Here is a 17,517-nt window from a genome sequence, read left to right as displayed (position 1 = left end):
AGATGCAACTTCGTCCCTTCGATCGCCCCTCGCACGTAGCGCGATCATTGCATTCTGTCAGTGTTTTGCCCGACAGGTCAAACAGGATTCGGAAAATCAAAAAGGGTAGTGCTGCCAAGGGGTCGGCTACTGTGCATGGGGTTGTTTTCGAGGTTTCTGTCTGCGGGCTCCCGATAACCGATCGACCCGAACCCTCGTCACGCCCGAAGTGGCCTGCCCCGCCTCAGCTATCCACCTTCAGCGCGGCAATGAAGGCTTCCTGCGGGATGTCGACCTTGCCGAACTGCCGCATCTTCTTCTTGCCTTCCTTCTGCTTTTCCAGAAGTTTTCTCTTACGCGTGATGTCGCCGCCGTAGCATTTTGCGGTGACGTCCTTGCGCAGCGCGCGCACCGTCTCGCGGGCGATCACCTTGCCGCCGATCGCCGCCTGGATCGGGATCTGGAACATGTGCGGCGGGATCAGCTCCTTCATCTTCTCGACCATGGCGCGGCCGCGCCCCTCGGCACGGGTGCGGTGGACCAGCATCGAGAGCGCGTCGACCGGCTCGCCATTGACCAGGATCTGCATCTTGACGAGATCCGCCGGCTTGTAGTCGGTCAGGTGATAGTCGAACGAGGCGTAGCCCTTGGAGACCGACTTCAGCCGGTCGTAGAAGTCGAACACGACCTCGTTGAGCGGCAGGTCGTATTTCACCATGGCGCGGGAGCCGACATAGGTCAGCTCCTTCTGCGCGCCGCGGCGGTCCTGGCAAAGTTTCAGCACGCTGCCGAGATATTCGTCGGGCGTCAGGATCGTCGCCTCGATCCAGGGCTCCTGGATCTCGGCGATCTTCACCACGTCGGGCATGTCGACGGGATTGTGGATCTCGAGCTCGCTGCCGTCGGTGAGCTTCATCTTGTAGATGACGCTCGGCGCGGTCGCGATCAGGTTCAGGTCGAATTCACGCGACAGCCGCTCCTGGATGATCTCGAGGTGCAACAGGCCGAGGAAGCCGCAGCGGAATCCGAAGCCGAGCGCGGCGGAGGTCTCCATCTCGAACGAGAAGCTGGCATCGTTCAGGCGCAACTTGCCCATCGCCGCGCGCAGCGTTTCGAAGTCGTCGGCATCGACCGGGAACAGGCCGCAGAACACCACGGGGATCGCCGGCTTGAAGCCCGGCAGCATTTCCGTAACAGGCTTCCTGTCGTCGGTGATGGTGTCGCCGACGCGGGTGTCGGCGACTTCCTTAATCGCGGCGGTGATGAAGCCGATCTCGCCGGGGCCGAGCTCGTCGACCTGCGTCATCTTCGGCGTGAAGAAGCCGACGCGCTCGACGTCGTAGGCCGCGCCAGTGCCCATCATGCGCACGCGCTGGCCCTTCTTCATCGTGCCGTCGACGATGCGCACCAGCACGACGACGCCGAGATAGACGTCGTACCAGCTGTCGACCAGCAGCGCCTTGAGTGTCGCGTCGCGGTCGCCCTTCGGCGGTGGCAGGCGGGTGACGATCGCTTCCAGCACGTCGGGGACGCCGAGGCCGGTCTTGGCCGAGATCATCACCGCATCCGAAGCGTCGATGCCGATGACGTCCTCGATCTGCTGCTTGACCTTCTCGGGCTCGGCGGCGGGCAGGTCGACCTTGTTTAGGACCGGGACGATCTCGTGATTGTTGTCGAGCGCCTGGTAGACGTTGGCGAGCGTCTGCGCCTCGACGCCCTGGCTGGCGTCGACCACCAGGAGGGAACCTTCGCACGCCGCCAGCGACCGCGAGACTTCGTAGGCGAAGTCGACATGGCCGGGCGTGTCCATCAGGTTGAAGATGTAGTCCTTGCCGTCCTTGGCGCGGTACTGGAGGCGCACCGTCTGCGCCTTGATGGTGATGCCGCGCTCGCGCTCGATGTCCATGGAATCGAGCACCTGCTCCTTGCCCGCCATCTCGCGGTCGGAGAGGCCGCCCGTCATCTGGATCAGACGGTCGGCCAGCGTCGATTTGCCATGGTCGATATGGGCGACGATGGAGAAATTGCGGATGTTGGAAATGGGGACGGTCGTCATGGGCGCGGGATACCACTCACATCCCCGTGCGGCAACCATATTGCTGTATTTTCAGGGCCTTTCTTCACGCCAAGCTGATTCCACCGCAGGCCAAAACGCGCTACGCAACGGCCCATGTCCACCACCTCGATCCCATCCGCCAGAGCGCGGGCGAAGACCCGCTTGAGTTACAACCGCTTCCGGGCCTGGCTGGTTGCCTGCGCGGTCCGTCCCGAGGCGCGCCTGTGGCTGGTGATCCAGCTCGCCATCCTGCGTGCGGTGCTCTGGACCTTCATCCTGATCAATATCAAGGCGACGCAGGACGTTCACATGGACGTCGCAGAAGCCTATGGCTGGGGCCAGAAATTCCTCTGGGGTTATGGCAAGCACCCGCCGCTGTCGGGCTGGGTGGCCGGCCTGTGGTTCAAGGTGTTCCCGGCGGCGGACTGGGCGACCTATGCGCTGGCGATGGCGACGGTGAGCGTCGGCATGGTGATCTGCTGGTTCGTGAGCTTGCGCGTGGTGGATGCGCGACGCGCGTTCCTCGTCGTGGTGATGATCGCACTCTACCCGATCTTCAATTTCAAGGGCTTCAAGTACAACCCGGACCTGCTCCAGCTCGTCACGCTGCCGCTCCTGGTGCTCGCTTATCTCAACGCATTCGAGAAGCGGACCTGGCAATCCGGACTCCTGCTCGGCCTTGCCGGCGCGCTGGCGCTGATGACCAAATATTGGGTGCTGACCATGGTCGGCGCCATCGGCCTCGCCGCGCTGATCCATCCCGACCGGTTGCGATTCCTGTCGTCGCCCGCGCCGTGGGTGGCGATCGCGACGATGGTCGCGGCGATGATCCCGCACATCGTCTGGCTGGCGGACGCGCATTTCGTGCCGCTGACCTATGCCGGCGACACCTACAGCCTCCAGGACAGCGGTCAGGTGCATCAGCTCGTCGCCGGCTATATGCTGCATAATTTCGGGTTGCTGGCATTGCCGGTGGCGCTCGCGGCGCTGGCCATGGCGCTGGTGCCGCCGTGGATCAAGTTGCTGCTGCGCGCCCCCTCGCGCATCGTCACGCGCGCCTGGGCGCGCGGCGGCAATCCCGGCGTCAATCTTTCGCAGGCGCTGAACGTCTGGATGATCCAGATCATCGTCGCCTTCGGCCCGCCGCTCGGCGCCCTGATCTTCAGCATCTACATGAAGACCGATTGGGGCATCTCGCTGTTCTTCCTGGTCCCGCTCGCGCTGGTCGCGATTCCTGCGTTGCGGGTGCAGGGCGCCGTGCTGTTCAACATCGCCGCGATCTGGCTCGTGCTCAGCGCTGCGACGCTCGCCGCTTCGCCCTGGATCGCCGCGCGCGAGATGGCGGCCAATGGCGGCAACACCGCGACCTATGGCGCGCGCTCGGAGCTGGCTCGCGAGCTGACCCAGGCCTGGCACGCGCGCTTCGCCTCGCGCTGGGCCGTCGTCGCGGGAACGATGGAAACGATACAGCCGATGGTGTTCTACAGCCCCGATCACCCCAGCCCGTTCACGCCGAACGAAGCCTGGGCTTCCGGGCTGACCTCGCTCGACGACATCAAGAGATACGGCTTCATCGGCGTGTTCGATGCGACCGACGAACGCCTGCCCAAGTTCGAGAAATGGGTGTCCGAGACCGCGCCGAACGCCGAGCGCATCGTGATGACGACGCGCCGCTTCACCCACGGCAGAGCGGGCCCGTCGATGACCTGGAACGTCTATATCGCAGCGCCTGGGAAGTGATCGCGGCGTTGTCGGTCTCGTAGGGTGGGCAAAGGCGCGAAGCGCCGTGCCCACCATCTCTCGGCAATCGCGATGGAAGAGGTGGGCACGCTTCGCTTTGCCCACCCCACGGCACCGAGCGCGTGGCTCAGATACCTTCCTCGTTGAACTTGCTCTCGACGAGCTCGGTGATCGCCGCGAGCGCGGCCTCGGCATCCGTGCCGGCGGCGGATACCGTGATCGTCGTGCCGGGACCGGCGGCGAGCATCATCAGGCCCATGATAGAGGTGCCGCCGACGGTCTCGCCGCCGCGCGTCACCCACACCTGCGCATCGAAGCGCTCGACCGCCTGGACGAATTTCGCGGAGGCACGGGCGTGCAGGCCGCGCTTGTTGATGATCAGGAGATCCTTGGAGATCGCGCCCGCGGGCACGCCTGTCCCCGCTTGTGGCGCCTCCCCGCTCATTTGCCGGCGAGCACGCGGCTGGCGATGGTGACGTATTTGCGGCCCGCTTCCTGAGCCATCGCGATCGCGTCGGGCAGCGAACGCTCCTCGCGCACCTTGGCGAGCTTGACCAGCATGGGAAGGTTGATCCCTGCGAGCACTTCGACCTTGGGCCGGCTCATGCAGGATATTGCAAGGTTTGATGGCGTGCCGCCGAACATGTCGGTGAGGATCGCAACGCCGTCGCCGGAATCGACGCGATTGACCGCCTCGATGATGTCGCTTCGGCAGAGATCGGAATCGTCTTCGGCACCGATCGTGATCGCTTCGATTTGCTTTTGTGGACCCATGACATGCTCAAGCGCTGCCTTGAATTCGTCGGCAAGGCGCCCGTGGGTCACAAGTACTAGACCAATCATCGGAAAACTCCTCGCGGGCGCTTTTGGTGCACCGCACGAACGCGCCACTTTGACCATCCAGAGCCCCCGCGCAAGAGGGGATGTTGCGTATCTCCCTGAATATAGACGGATGGATAATGGGAGCTGCGCCGGTCTATTCGGTCGCGATACTGGGGTTCATATGGTTACAAATTCCCTTCGAACAATCGCCGGTAGGATTAACGGAAGATGAACTCTTGGTAGTGGTCAAGGCCGCAACAACCAGGAGGAGGGGCGAATGGTCGCGGCCGACCGGTACTCGCGGTATTTCGACACCAAAAATGCTGGTTTTCAACGATTCCGCCGTAGGCAGGCGCTCCGCGTCCGCCGCGTCCAGATCGACCACGAGACCGACGGTCGCATGCTCCACGAAGTCGCAGCGACGGATTCCCAAGCCCCGGATCTCGATCAGGCCAGCCAAGACCGGCGCGGGCCGCACCTCAATTTCATGGCCGACTGTCGCCAGATGGACACGGTCATCACCGACCAGAACGGCCCTTTCGACCACGCCCGATCGTCCCGCCATGATCAAATCAAAGGCAAGGCGCGACTTGCCGGAGCCCGAGGGCCCGCGGATCAGCACCGCCAGAGATCCGACCTTGACGGCGGAGGCGTGAACGCTGGGCCCGCCGTCGCTCATAGAGCCGGCAGCCTGACCACGAAGCGCGCGCCGGTAACCGTCGGAGCCCCTTCGGCATCCAGCGGGCCAGGACGATTCTCCGCCCAGATGCGTCCGCCATGGGCGTCGATGATCTGCTTGGAGATCGACAGGCCGAGGCCGGAGTTCTGGCCGAAACCCTGATGCGGACGGTCGGTGTAGAAACGCTCGAAGATGCGCTCCAGCGCGTCGTCGCGAATGCCGGGGCCGTCGTCGTCGACCACGATCTCGATCTCGCCGCGGACGCGGCGGCAGGTGAGGCGCACCTTGCTGCCGGCTTCGGAGAACGATTGCGCGTTGGAGAGCAGGTTGGAGACCACCTGCCCGAGCCGTGAATCGTGGCCGCTCACGGCGAAGGTATCGGCCGGGCTGCGGCCCTCGAAGCGCATCTCGACCGCGACGTCGTGGCCGAGCTTGGTTTCGTTGGCGACCGATACGAGCGTCGTCAGCAGGCGCCGCAGGTCGACCGGGATCGCATCCTGGCGCTGCAATTCGGCGTCGAGGCGGCTGGCGTCGGAGATGTCGGAGATCAGCCGGTCCAGCCGCTTGACGTCGTGCTCGATCACCTCGAGCAGGCGCGCGCGGCTGGTCTCGTTGCGCGCCAGCGGCAACGTCTCGACCGCCGAGCGCAGCGAAGTCAGCGGGTTCTTCAATTCATGGGCGACGTCGGCGGCGAACATCTCGATCGCCTCGATGCGGCTGTAGAGCGCGCTGGTCATGTCGCGCAGCGCGCCGGAGAGGTGGCCGATCTCGTCACGGCGGCGCGTGAAGTCGGGAATCTCGATGCGGGCCTTGATGCGGCGGCGGACGCGCTCGGCGCTGTCGGCGAGCCGGCGCACGGGCCCGGCGATCGTGCTCGCGAGCAGCAGCGACAGCATGATCATGACGGCGGCGGCGACGCCGCCGACCTTCAGGATGGCGAGGCGCTCGGCGGTGACCATCTGGTCGATGTCGTCGCCCTGAGTCGACAGCATCAGCGCGCCGTGGATCGCGCGCGAGCGCAGCACCGGGACCGCGACCGACACGATCACCTCGCCGCGCGCATTGACCCGCACCATCGAGCGTTTCTGGCCCTGCAGCGCGTCGCCCACCTCCGCATAGCCATTGCCGTTCTCGGGCCCGAGCTCGCGATAGAGCGGCAGGTCGCCGCGGTTCAGCCAGGTACGCACCGCGACCATGCCGCGCTCGACGAAACCGGGCTTCTCGGCCGGAGGCGGCAGATCGAAGCGCAGCACGTTTTCCAGGTTGCGGCTGTCGAGCAGCAGGCTGCCGTTCGGATCGTAGATGCGGGCGCGCGTCTTGGTCGGCGAGATCAGCGTGCGCAGCACCGGCGCCACGCGCTCCGGATTGATCGGGAAGTCCAGCGGCGAATACTCGTCCGAGCCGCCATAGGTCTCGCCCGGCTTGAGGTCGAGCAGCCGGTCGGGGTCGATGGTAATGGCGTTGGTCTGCACGGTCGCGGAGGCCGCGATCGCGCCGGCGATGATCTCGGCCTGCACCAAAAGGCTTTGCGCGCGCGCGTCGATCAGCCCGGCGCGGAATTGCGACAGGTACAGGATGCTCGCCACCAGCGCGACGAGGCCGGCGAGGTTGAGCGAGACGATGCGGCGGGTCAGGCTCGAGAAGGACAGCGCGAAGAAGAACTGCCCGGCGCGCTTCAGCCAGTTCAGCGGTCGCCAGCCCCGCGGCTTTTCATCAGTGACGTGCTCCGGAACGCCGTTGGATGCAAGATCCCCGGCGCTCTGGTCTGAGTCAGGCTGCGTTCGGTCAAGCAATGCTCACGCCCGCGTTAGGACAGCTCGTGCGAAGGTCCCCGCATCCTAGAGCGATCCTGGTCCCGATGGAACGAGAACCGGAGATGACATCGATCTTCGTGAAGGGCGCCCGCCGCCTCAGGCTTCCTTGAAACGGTAGCCGACGCCGTAAAGCGTCTCGATCATCTCGAACTCGTTGTCGACCACCTTGAACTTCTTGCGCAGCCGCTTGATGTGGCTGTCGATGGTGCGGTCGTCGACATAGACCTGGTCGTCATAGGCGGCGTCCATCAGCGCGTTGCGGCTCTTCACCACGCCGGGCCGGGTCGCGAGCGCCTGCAGGATCAGGAATTCGGTGACGGTCAGCGTCACCGGCTCGTTCTTCCAGGTGCAGGTGTGGCGTTCCGGATCCATGCGCAGCAGGCCGCGGTCGAGCGCCTTGGCGTCGTTCTCCTTCGGCGCGACGGTCGGGTCCTTCGGCGCCGAGCGGCGCAGCACCGCCTTGACACGCTCGACCAGCAGGCGCTGCGAGAACGGTTTGCGGATGAAGTCGTCGGCGCCCATCTTGAGGCCGAACAGCTCGTCGATCTCCTCGTCCTTGGAGGTAAGGAAGATCACGGGCAGGTCGGATTTCTGCCGCAGGCGGCGCAGCGTCTCCATGCCGTCCATGCGCGGCATCTTGATGTCGAGGATGGCGAGATCGGGCTGGGTGGTGCGGAAACCGTCGAGCGCGGAGGCGCCGTCGGTGTAAGTCATGATGCGGTAGCCTTCGGCTTCCAGCGCGATCGAGACGGATGTGAGAATGTTGCGGTCGTCGTCGACCAAAGCGATTGTGGGCATGAGCCTCTGCTTTCTGCTTTCCGTTTGGGTCGTGGCTTGAAACGGCGAGCAATCCAGTGATGCGCCGCATACATACATGGGTGCCGAAGTGGCGTTCGAACCTTGTCACCGAGCAATGCAAGCTGGGCTGAAGTGTGACCAAGTTCCACGAAACACGGCAGATTCGCCGCATCTCGACCCATAACCGGACTCTCGTTTACCCGAAACAAGGCCCCTCATGCAACCACCTGACCAGGGAAAGCCGATGCAACCGACTCCCGATTTCGACCCCGGAAAGCTCGCCAAATCGCTGCTGCGGCGGTCCCGGCAGGGGGCCCTGGCGACGCTGATGACCGGCAGCGGCGATCCCTATTGTTCCCTGGTCAATCTCGCCAGCCACCCCGATGGCTCGCCGATCCTGCTGATCTCGCGCCTCGCCGTGCACACACGGAACATCCTCGCCGACAGCCGGGTCTCGCTGATGCTGGACGAGCGCGTGGCCGGCGATCCCCTGGAAGGCGCCCGAATCATGCTGTCCGGCCGGGCGGAGGAGGCCGATGCCGGTAAGGCTCTGCTGCAGCGACGGTATCTCAGTGCCCATCCATCGGCGGAGGGCTTTGTTTCGTTTAAGGATTTCGCCTTTTTCCGGATCCGTCCCACGGGGACCCATCTGGTTGCCGGCTTCGGCCGGATCGTCGACCTCAGGCCCGATCAGTTTCTCACGGACCTCATGGGCGCCGACGACCTGCTGGCGGCGGAAGAGGGCGCCGTCGAGCACATGAATGCCGACCATCGCGACACCATGAAACTCTATGCAACGAAGCTCCTCGACGCGGCCGAGGGCGACTGGCGCTGCACCGGCTGCGACCCTGAGGGCCTCGACATGCAGGACGGCCAGACCACGCTGCGGCTGGACTTCCCGGAGCGGGTGACGGATGGCACGGCGCTGCGCAAGATGCTGGTCCGCCTCGCTGGCGAAGCGCGCATGAAGATGGACCAGAACGCAACGACTTGAACGCGGCTCCCCGTCGCCGCGACCCATGACCGTGATGGTTTTCGGGCTCGCAGCGAGAGGGGTTATGGCGCGTCATCGTATGGCATCGGCCGCGGGTCTGGCGCTCGCGATCACCGCGTTGCTTGCCACCCCGACCCTCGCCCAGAAGGGCGATCTCGCCGCACAGGGGGCGCGGATCAACGCACTCAATCAGGCCGGCAAATATGCCGAAGCGTTGCCCCTGGCGCAGGCCATGGTCGCGAGCCTGGAGAAGGCCAACGACGGCCGCGAGCTGTCCGCCGCGCTCAACAATCTCGGCCAGGTCCATGCCGGCCAGGGCCGCGACGATCTGGCCGAGCCGGTCTACAAGTGCGCCATCGCGCTGATGGAGAAGTCGCTCGGCCTCGACACCGGCTTGATCGCGCCCGAGCTGAACAATCTCGCCGCGCTGTATCAACGGCAGGGCCGCTTCGCTGAAGCCGAGCCGCTGTTCAAGCGCGCGCTTGCGGTCAGCGAAAAGAGCCTGTCGCGCGAGCATCCCGATGTCGGCCGAGCTCTGAACAATCTCGCCACGCTCTATGTGAAGCAGGAGCGCTTTGCCGACGCCGAGCCGCTGTTCCGGCGTGCGCTTGCGATCTATCAGAAAGCCGCCGGGCCCGAGCATCCCGCGGTCGCAACCGTCCTGAACAACATCGGTCAGGTCGATCGCGACCTCAATCGCGACGCCGATGCCGAAGCTCCGATCAAGCGCTCGCTCGCGATCCGCGAAAAGGTGCTGGGGCCGGAACACCCCGATGTCGCGCGCTCGCTCAACAATCTCGCCGGGCTCTACCAGCACCAGAAGCGCCATGCCGAGGCCGAGCCGCTTTATCGTCGCGCCCTGGCGATCCGCGAGCGTGCACTCGGACCGGATCATCCCGATGTCGCGACTTCGGCGAGCAATCTCGCCCATTTCCTACAGGCGTCGGGACGAACCGCCGACGCTCTGCCATTCGCGCAGAAGACGCTCGCCGCCAATCGTGCCCAGCTGCGCGTGGTGCTGCCGATCCTGTTCGCTGCGCGGCAGCAATCGCTGCTCACGAACGACAGGGCGCTAGATGACGCGCTCGGTGCGATCCAGCGCGGCACGCAATCGTCCGCCGCCTCCGCCGTGAACAAGCTCGCAGTGCGGCTAGCCGCCGGCAGCGACCGGCTCGCCGAGCTCGTGCGCAAGGATCAGGATCTTGCGGCCGAATCCGACGCGCTCGACAAGGCGATCGTCGCCGCGGTGTCGAAGCCGCCCGCGCAGCGCGACGTCGCGGCCGAGCAGCGCAGCCGCGCGCGGATCGCGGCGATCGCGAGCGCACGCAACGGATTGCAGAAGACGCTCGCCGTCGAGTTTCCCGACTATGCCTCGCTCTCCAACCCGCTGCCGCTGACGGTGAAGGAGATCCAGCCGCTGCTCTCGGCCGACGAGGCGATGGTGATCTATTCCGTCGTCGACAGTCAGAGCTATGTCGTCGCGATCACGCGCGAGGGCGTCGACTGGAAGGAGATTTCTCTCGGAGCGGATGCGCTGGCGCAGAAGGTGGCCGCTTTCCGCAGGGGGCTGGATGTCGGCAAGGCGCATGATGCCTCCGGCAAATCGGGACTGTTCGATCTTGCGCTCGCGAACGAGCTCTATGCCGCGCTGCTCGGCCCGGTCGAGGCGCTGACCAAGGACAAGCGCAACCTGCTGGTCGTGCCGTCGGCCGCGTTGACCGCATTGCCGTTTCATCTGCTGGTCACGGAGAAGCCGCAGGCGGCGATCCCGGACAGGCCCGAAGGCTATCGCGATGCCGCCTGGCTGCTGCGGCGGCAGGCCGTCTCGGTGTTGCCGTCGGTGATCAGCCTGAAATCGCTGCGCGCCTTTGCCCGCAGGGACCGCGGCGTCAAGCCGATGACCGGTTTCGGCGATCCCGTGTTCAACCCTGCAGCCGAAGGTCCTGCCGACCGGCGCGCCGCGAGCGGCAAGATCGCCGCGCGCAGCATCGCGACGATGGCCTATGCCGAGTTCTGGCGCGGCGCAGGCGTCGATCGCGCGCGGCTGGCGCAGGCGCTGCCGCAGCTGCCCGACACCGCCGACGAGCTGAATGCGGTGGCGAGGGACGTCGGTGCCGCCGCGGCCGATATCCATCTCGGACGCGATGCCAGCGAAACGACGCTGAAGCGTGCAGCGCTTGCCCAATACGGCATCATCTACTTTGCCACCCACGGCCTCGTTGCCGGCGACGTCAAGGGACTGGCCGAGCCCTCGCTCGCACTCTCCATTCCGGATCAGCCGTCGGAGCTCGACGACGGTCTTCTCACCGCGAGCGAAGTGGCCCAGCTCAAGCTCAACGCCGATTGGGTGGTGCTGTCGGCCTGCAACACCATCGCGGGCGACAAGCCCGGCGCCGAGGCGCTGTCGGGATTGGCACGCTCGTTCTTCTATGCAGGGGCCCGCGCGCTGCTGGTTTCGCATTGGGCCGTGGATTCGGAAGCTGCCACCCGCCTGACCACATCGACGTTCGCGCTGCTCAAGAACGAACCAACGATCGGTCGTGCCGAAGCCTTGCGCCGTGCGATGTTAACCTATCTCGACGACGCCTCGTCGCCGCGCAATGCCTATCCCGCGATGTGGGGGCCGTTCGCACTGATCGGCGAAGGTGAGGTCAGGTAAGATTGCGCTGCGGCGATTGTGCATCGCAATAACCCCGAGTAACGCGCAAACGCGCATTTGGTTGCGCGATCATCCGTGCTTTTTTCGCCGCGGTTGCTCAGAGCTGACATGCGCGACGTTTGGCGCGGTCCTTGAATAAACCAAATCCTGCGGGATCAGCTTGCGGGATCAGCTTGGCAACGCCAGCGTTCATGATTATTACGTCGTTCAGCCGAGGCCGAACGGCCCGTTGATCAAGGTGACCGCGGTGGCGCTAAACTTGTCGCGCTGAGTGTCGCGGGTTCTAGGAGGATTCTTTCGTGCAAGAGACGGGCGTGCGCAACGGTGCCTTCGGCGCCGACAAGTTTGGATTAAAGAATCTCAAGCAGGTGCACTGGAATCTCGGTGCGCCGCAACTCTATCAATATTCGCTCGCAGCGGGCGAGGCGGTGCTCTCCGCCGACGGTGCGCTCTGCGCCGACACGGGCGAGTTCACCGGCCGCAGCCCGAAGGACAAGTTCACGGTCCGTGACGCCACCACCGACAAGAAGATGTGGTGGGCCGGCAACCAGTCGATCACCGCGGAGCAGTTCGAAACGCTCTACCAGGACTTCCTCAAGCACGCCGAAGGCAAGAAGCTGTTTGCGCAGGATCTCTACGGTGGTGCCGACCCGGCCTACCGGATCAAGACGCGCGTCTTTACCGAGCTCGCCTGGCACTCGCTGTTCATCCGCACGCTGTTGATCCGCCCCGAGGCGATCGAGCTGTCGACCTTCGTGCCGGAGCTCACCATCATCGACATGCCGAGCTTCCGCGCCGATCCTAAACGCCACGGCGTGCGCTCGGAGAACGTGGTCGCGATCGATTTCGCCCGCAAGATCGTCCTGATCGGCGGGTCTTATTATGCCGGCGAGATGAAGAAGTCGGTCTTCACCACGCTGAACTACTATCTGCCCGAGCGCGGCGTGATGCCGATGCACTGCTCGGCCAATGTCGGCGCCAAGGGCGACACCGCGATCTTCTTCGGCCTGTCGGGCACCGGCAAGACCACGCTGTCGGCCGATCCCAACCGCACGCTGATCGGCGACGACGAGCACGGCTGGGGCCCGAACGGCGTCTTCAATTTCGAGGGCGGCTGCTACGCCAAGTGCATCAAGCTCTCGAAGGAGGCCGAGCCGGAGATCTATGCGGCCTCGACCCGCTTCGGCGCGGTGCTCGAGAACTGCGTGCTCGACGAAGACACCCGCGTGGTCGATTTCGACGACGGCTCCAAGACCGAGAACACGCGTTCGGCGTACCCGCTCGAGTTCATCCCGAACGCCTCGCGCACCGGCCGCGCGCCGCAGCCGAAGAACGTGGTGATGCTCGCCGCCGACGCCTTCGGCGTGCTGCCTCCGATCGCAAAGCTGTCGCCGGCGCAGGCGATGTATCACTTCCTCTCCGGCTACACCGCCAAGGTCGCCGGCACCGAGCGCGGCCTCGGCAACGAGCCGCAGCCGGAATTCTCGACCTGCTTCGGCTCGCCCTTCCTGCCGCTCGACCCCTCGGTCTACGGCAACATGCTGCGCGACCTCATCGCCCAGCACAATGTCGACTGCTGGCTGGTCAACACCGGCTGGACCGGCGGCAAGTACGGCGTCGGCTCGCGCATGCCGATCAAGGTGACGCGCGCGCTGCTCACCGCCGCGCTCGACGGAAGCTTGCGCAACGTCGAATTCCGCACCGACAAATATTTCGGCTTCGCGGTCCCGACCGCGCTGCCGGGCGTGCCAGCTGAGATCCTCAACCCGGTCAACACCTGGAAGGACAAGGACGAGTTCGACAAGACCGCCCGCGCCCTGGTCGGCATGTTCCAGAAGAACTTTGCCAAGTTCGAAGCCCAGGTCGACGCCGAGGTGCGCGCCGCCGCGCCGGACGTGAAGCTGGCGGCGGAGTAAGCTCGCGCAGCGTTTGAAATGCAAAAGGGCGGCCGCAAGGCCGCCCTTTTTGTTTATGGGCACTTGTGCGAACCACACACTCAGTGTCGTCCCCGCGTACGCGGGGACCCATACCGCGTGATCTATCGAGGGAGTGCAGTGCAAGTGCCGGCGAAGAAAGGGTCACTATGAGTCTTCGCCAAATTACTCCCTGTGGTTATGGGTCCCCGCGTTCGCGGGGACGACATCGGTGCGAGACCTCAGGCCTTGAAATACGCGATCTGCGTCGTGGTCGCGAGCAGCCTGCCGTTCGGCGACCACAGCTCGGCGTTCTGGTCGGCGTAGCTCTTGTGCATGATCTTGGAATCGGCCGTCGCGAGCACGCGCGTGATGCCTTCAGCCGCGAGCTCTGCGCTGTCAGTGTGGAAATAGGTCGTCAGCGACACCGTGCCGAACGGCACCAGCTCGCGGCGCGCGTGGAAGATGCGGCCGAAGAAGGCGTCCGACATCGACATCAGCGACAGCATGTCGAGCTTGCGCGGCGTGCGGTCGCTGATCCAGATCTTGGAGTAGGTGCTGGCGAGCTCGGGCTGCGGCGGGCCGATGCGCATCTCGCCCTCGACGAAACGGAATTCGTACTGGTTGGCCCAGGAGGCCGATATTTTGGGAAACGGCATCGTCTCCTCGAACGGCTTTGCATCCGGATATTGCGCCACCCGGTGTTCCCAGGACGGCCGCCGCTCGGCGAACACCGCGGTGGCGAGCGTTGCGACCTCGCCGCCGCCCTGGCTGAGCTCGACGCTCCAGTGCTGGCTGGAGCGATTGGCTTTCACCAGCCGTATGTCGAGATCAAACGGTCCTTTCGCGATCGGCGCGCAGTAATTGACGGTCAGCGCCAGCGGATCGCCGGCGGCTTGCGGATGCTCGATCAGCGCGCGCAAAATGGTCGCGGCGGTGGCGCCGCCGAACGGGCCGACGAAGGCCCAGTAGTCGTCGCTGGTGTGCCCCTGCCAGCTGGAATCACCGGCGGTGACGCGGGTGGCGTCGTCGAACGGGTGCGGGAGCTTGGCGTGCATTGGATTAGACCTTCACTACGCTTCCGTCCCAAAGACGAAATTCCATCGTCTCATCATCGGGACCATATTTTTGCGAACTGGAGAGATCGTCCGCCGGATCGTCCGTGACCCACCCAGACATCCGCCACCGAGCCATTTATACGCTTCACCGCGATGATGCTCTTGCCGCTGGTCAGATCGGCCACGAAGTTTTCGATCGCGGTTTCCTCGTCCTTCCCTGAAACACTGGCAAGGATGCTGCCGTGCGTGTGCCAGGGGAAACCGTCGAAACCCAGCGTCCAGTCCCCGTCGGGACATATGACCAGCAATCGAAGCTGCCCATCCGGACTGACATATTCGCCGACAGGCACGATCTTCTCCGGCCAGAAAAGGCTCAAGCCGTAATATGATAGCTATCCTGCTAAATCAATAACCTCGCAGGTAACGCCCGTTTCACGCCGCGGAAAATCAGCCCGCCGCGTTGCGCAGATCTGGCAGCAGCGGCGTGGTCGGGTTGACCGGCACGTTCCAGATCTCCTCGGCATATTCGCGAATGGTGCGGTCGGAGGAGAACCACGCCATGCGCGCGACGTTGAGGATGGAGGCGCGTGTCCAGGCCGACGAGACCAGCCAGCGCGCATCGACCGCGCGCTGCGCCTCGTAGTAGGAATCGAAATCGGCGCTGACCATGTAATGGTCGAGATAGCGCAGCGCATGCGCGATCGATTCGAAGCGGCCGGGATCGCCGGGCGAGAACTCGCCGGCGCCGATCGCGTTGATGGCGCGCTGCAGCTTCGGCGAATTGCGAACCACGTCGGAGGCATCCAGCCCCTGCTTGCGGCGGATCATCACGTCGCCGGCCTCCATGCCGAAGATCGCGATGTTCTCGGGCCCGACATGGTCGCGGATCTCGATATTGGCGCCGTCGAGCGTGCCGATGGTGATGGCGCCGTTGAGCGCCAGCTTCATGTTGCCGGTGCCGGAGGCTTCCATGCCGGCGGTGGAGATCTGCTCGGAGAGATCGGCTGCGGGAATGATCACCTCGGCGAGGCTGACATTGTAGTCTGGCAGGAAGACGACCTTGAGCTTGCCGCCGATCGCGGGATCGTTGTTGACGATTTCGGCGACGTCGTTGATCAGCTTGATGATCAGCTTGGCGTAGCGGTAGCTCGCCGCCGCCTTGCCGGCGAAGATCTTCACCCGCGGCACCCAATTGCCGTTTGGATCGTCCTTGATCGCCTGGTACAGCGCGACCGTCTCGATGACGTTGAGCAGCTGGCGCTTGTATTCGTGGATGCGCTTGATCTGCACGTCGAACAGCGCGCTCGGATCGACCTTGATGCCGAGCCGCTCGCCGATCAGGCGCGCCAGGGCCGTCTTGTTGTGGTGCTTGACGCTGCGGAATGCCTTCTGGAATTCGACGTCGCTGGCGCGCGCCTCGATCAGCGAGAGCTGGGTGGGGTCGTCGAGCACGGCATCGCCGCAGGTCTCGCGCAACAGGTCGGTCAGCTTCGGGTTTGCCAGCATCAGCCAGCGGCGGAAGGTGATGCCGTTGGTCTTGTTGGTGATGCGGCCGGGATAGAGATGGTTGAGATCGTGGAACACGGTCTCGCGCATCAGGTCGGAATGCATCGCCGAGACGCCGTTGATGCGGTGCGAGCCGACGAAGGCGAGCTGGCCCATGCGCACGCGGCGTCCGCTCTTCTCGTCGATCAGCGAGACCGAGGCGCGGAAGTCGATGTCGCCAGGGCAGCGCGCCTCGGCGAGCGCCAGATGCTGCACGTTGATGCGGTAGATGATCTCCAGATGCCGCGGCAGCAGCCGCTCGAACAGCTCGACCGGCCAGGTCTCCAGCGCCTCGGGCAGCAGCGTGTGGTTGGTGTAGGAGAGGGTGGCGACCGTGATCTTCCAGGCCTCGTCCCAGCGGAAATTGTGGAGGTCGACGAGGATTCGCATCAGCTCGGTGACGGCAAGGCTCGGATGGGTATCGTTGAGCTGCACCGCGACCTTGCCTGCGAGGTTACGCAGCTGGCCGTCGGAGGCGAGATGCCGTTTCACCAGGTCCTGGAGCGAAGCCGACACGAAGAAATATTCCTGGCGCAGCCGCAGCTCGCGGCCCGCCGGGCTCTCGTCGTTCGGATAGAGGAATTTGCAGATCGCCTCCGCGCGCGCCTGCTCGGCGCTGGCGCTGACATAGTCGCCCTTGTTGAAGGCATCGAGCTTCAACGGATCGGGCGAGCGCGCCGACCACAGGCGCAGCGCATTGACGTGATGGCCGCGCCAGCCGACGATCGGCGTGTCATAGGCGATCGCCTGCACGGTCTCGCCCGGATGCCAGATCGCGCGGTCGCGGCCCTTGTCGTCGACATGCTCGACGCCGCCGCCGAAATTGACGTCGTAGATCACCTCGGGCCGCTGCAATTCCCAGGGGTTGCCGAAGCTCAGCCATTCATCGGGATATTCCTGCTGCCAGCCCTGATTGATGATCTGGCGGAACAGGCCGTAATCGTAACGGATGCCGTAGCCGATCGCGGGAATCGACAGCGTCGCCATGCTCTCCATGAAGCAGGCGGCGAGGCGGCCGAGGCCGCCATTGCCGAGTGCGGCGTCCGGCTCGCATTTGCGCAGCTCGGGCAGCGAGACGCCGAGATCGCCGAGCGCGACCTCGAAGATCTTCAGCAGCCCCATGTTGTTGAGCGCGTCGGTGAACAGGCGGCCGATCAGGAATTCGAGCGAGAGATAATAGACCCGCTTGCGTCCCGCGTCGTAGCTGTGTTTCTCGGCCGTCAGCCAGCGATGCACGATGCGGTCGCGCAGCGCCAGCGCCGCGGCCTGATACCAGTCGTGTTTCGTCGCCATGCCGGCATCCTTGCCGATGGCAAGGCGCAGCTTTGCCAGGATCGCGCCCTTGATCTCAGCCAGCGCGAGTTCGTCGATGGGCTGTCCGGGGGCCGGAGAACTGGGTTGGAACGATGAATCCTGCAAGGCCGTCACTTCCTGGGTCGAAAGAACTCTTACCAATCTAC

The 17,517-nt window shown here is 64.7% G+C and carries 13 protein-coding genes; 4 read left to right on the top strand and 9 right to left on the bottom strand.

The window, feature by feature from the left end; all coding sequences use genetic code 11:
* Positions 1–223: 223 nt before the first annotated feature.
* Positions 224–2,035, bottom strand: a complete 1,812-nt coding sequence (gene lepA, locus ABIF91_RS13215; protein ID WP_028178572.1) for a translation elongation factor 4 — start codon at positions 2,033–2,035, stop codon at positions 224–226.
* Between the two features lie 114 nt (positions 2,036–2,149).
* Here lepA and ABIF91_RS13210 point away from each other — a divergent pair, with 114 nt between their 5' ends.
* Complete coding sequence (locus tag ABIF91_RS13210) at positions 2,150–3,775, top strand: glycosyltransferase family 39 protein (protein ID WP_028178573.1); 1,626 nt, start codon at positions 2,150–2,152, stop codon at positions 3,773–3,775.
* Between the two features lie 127 nt (positions 3,776–3,902).
* Here ABIF91_RS13210 and ABIF91_RS13205 read toward each other — a convergent pair whose 3' ends face one another.
* The 5 genes from ABIF91_RS13205 to ABIF91_RS13185 form a co-directional block, all read right to left on the bottom strand.
* The gene (locus tag ABIF91_RS13205; protein ID WP_028178574.1) at positions 3,903–4,220 is read right to left on the bottom strand and encodes an HPr family phosphocarrier protein; all 318 of its coding nucleotides are present in this window, start codon (positions 4,218–4,220) and stop codon (positions 3,903–3,905) included.
* Positions 4,217–4,618 (bottom strand): PTS sugar transporter subunit IIA, encoded by a 402-nt coding sequence (locus tag ABIF91_RS13200; protein WP_024339151.1) that lies wholly within the window; start codon positions 4,616–4,618, stop codon positions 4,217–4,219. The genes ABIF91_RS13205 and ABIF91_RS13200 overlap by 4 nt, the downstream gene beginning before the upstream one ends.
* Positions 4,619–4,751: 133 nt before the next feature.
* Complete coding sequence (locus tag ABIF91_RS13195) at positions 4,752–5,276, bottom strand: HPr kinase/phosphorylase (RefSeq protein ID WP_424579186.1); 525 nt, start codon at positions 5,274–5,276, stop codon at positions 4,752–4,754.
* Positions 5,273–7,069 (bottom strand): sensor histidine kinase, encoded by a 1,797-nt coding sequence (locus ABIF91_RS13190; RefSeq protein ID WP_028178576.1) that lies wholly within the window; start codon positions 7,067–7,069, stop codon positions 5,273–5,275. Before ABIF91_RS13190 ends, ABIF91_RS13195 begins: the two co-directional genes overlap by 4 nt.
* Positions 7,070–7,186: 117 nt before the next feature.
* On the bottom strand, positions 7,187–7,888 hold the full coding sequence (locus tag ABIF91_RS13185; RefSeq protein ID WP_008542552.1) for a response regulator transcription factor: 702 nt from the start codon (positions 7,886–7,888) through the stop codon (positions 7,187–7,189).
* Between the two features lie 244 nt (positions 7,889–8,132).
* Between ABIF91_RS13185 and ABIF91_RS13180 the strand changes: the two genes are divergently transcribed.
* The 3 genes from ABIF91_RS13180 (at position 8,133) to ABIF91_RS13170 (ending at position 13,457) form a co-directional block, all read left to right on the top strand.
* Positions 8,133–8,882 (top strand): HugZ family protein, encoded by a 750-nt coding sequence (locus ABIF91_RS13180; protein WP_028178577.1) that lies wholly within the window; start codon positions 8,133–8,135, stop codon positions 8,880–8,882.
* 64 nt (positions 8,883–8,946) lie between these two features.
* Complete coding sequence (locus ABIF91_RS13175) at positions 8,947–11,541, top strand: tetratricopeptide repeat protein (protein WP_028178578.1); 2,595 nt, start codon at positions 8,947–8,949, stop codon at positions 11,539–11,541.
* A 299-nt stretch (positions 11,542–11,840) separates the two neighbouring features.
* Positions 11,841–13,457, top strand: a complete 1,617-nt coding sequence (locus tag ABIF91_RS13170; protein ID WP_028178579.1) for a phosphoenolpyruvate carboxykinase — start codon at positions 11,841–11,843, stop codon at positions 13,455–13,457.
* 239 nt (positions 13,458–13,696) lie between these two features.
* On the opposite strand, the gene ABIF91_RS13165 is transcribed toward ABIF91_RS13170, so the two are convergent.
* From ABIF91_RS13165 to ABIF91_RS13155, 3 genes are all read right to left on the bottom strand, one after another.
* Positions 13,697–14,512 (bottom strand): acyl-CoA thioesterase, encoded by an 816-nt coding sequence (locus tag ABIF91_RS13165; protein ID WP_028178580.1) that lies wholly within the window; start codon positions 14,510–14,512, stop codon positions 13,697–13,699.
* Positions 14,513–14,565: 53 nt separating this feature from the next.
* Positions 14,566–14,862, bottom strand: coding sequence for a hypothetical protein (locus ABIF91_RS13160; RefSeq protein WP_245285454.1), 297 nt, complete (start codon positions 14,860–14,862; stop codon positions 14,566–14,568).
* Positions 14,863–14,959: 97 nt separating this feature from the next.
* Positions 14,960–17,476, bottom strand: coding sequence for a glycogen/starch/alpha-glucan phosphorylase (locus ABIF91_RS13155; protein ID WP_028178582.1), 2,517 nt, complete (start codon positions 17,474–17,476; stop codon positions 14,960–14,962).
* Between the last annotated feature and the right edge of the window lie 41 nt (positions 17,477–17,517).

Origin of the sequence: Bradyrhizobium sp. USDA 241, assembly GCF_049739505.1 — a bacterium.
GTDB lineage: Bacteria > Pseudomonadota > Alphaproteobacteria > Rhizobiales > Xanthobacteraceae > Bradyrhizobium > Bradyrhizobium liaoningense.
The sequence above is the reverse complement of the archived record's forward strand: the minus strand, read 5'-3'. Positions and strand labels throughout refer to the sequence as shown.

Bases quoted from the DNA above. Each gene is read 5' to 3' on its own strand.
- lepA (WP_028178572.1), bottom strand. From the start codon at position 2,035: ATGACGACCGTCCCCATTTCCAACATCCGCAATTTCTCCATCGTCGCC.
- ABIF91_RS13210 (WP_028178573.1), top strand. From the start codon at position 2,150: ATGTCCACCACCTCGATCCCATCCGCCAGAGCGCGGGCGAAGACCCGC.
- ABIF91_RS13205 (WP_028178574.1), bottom strand. From the start codon at position 4,220: ATGAGCGGGGAGGCGCCACAAGCGGGGACAGGCGTGCCCGCGGGCGCG.
- ABIF91_RS13200 (WP_024339151.1), bottom strand. From the start codon at position 4,618: ATGATTGGTCTAGTACTTGTGACCCACGGGCGCCTTGCCGACGAATTC.
- ABIF91_RS13195 (WP_424579186.1), bottom strand. From the start codon at position 5,276: ATGAGCGACGGCGGGCCCAGCGTTCACGCCTCCGCCGTCAAGGTCGGA.
- ABIF91_RS13185 (WP_008542552.1), bottom strand. From the start codon at position 7,888: ATGCCCACAATCGCTTTGGTCGACGACGACCGCAACATTCTCACATCC.
- ABIF91_RS13180 (WP_028178577.1), top strand. From the start codon at position 8,133: ATGCAACCGACTCCCGATTTCGACCCCGGAAAGCTCGCCAAATCGCTG.
- ABIF91_RS13175 (WP_028178578.1), top strand. From the start codon at position 8,947: ATGGCGCGTCATCGTATGGCATCGGCCGCGGGTCTGGCGCTCGCGATC.
- ABIF91_RS13165 (WP_028178580.1), bottom strand. From the start codon at position 14,512: ATGCACGCCAAGCTCCCGCACCCGTTCGACGACGCCACCCGCGTCACC.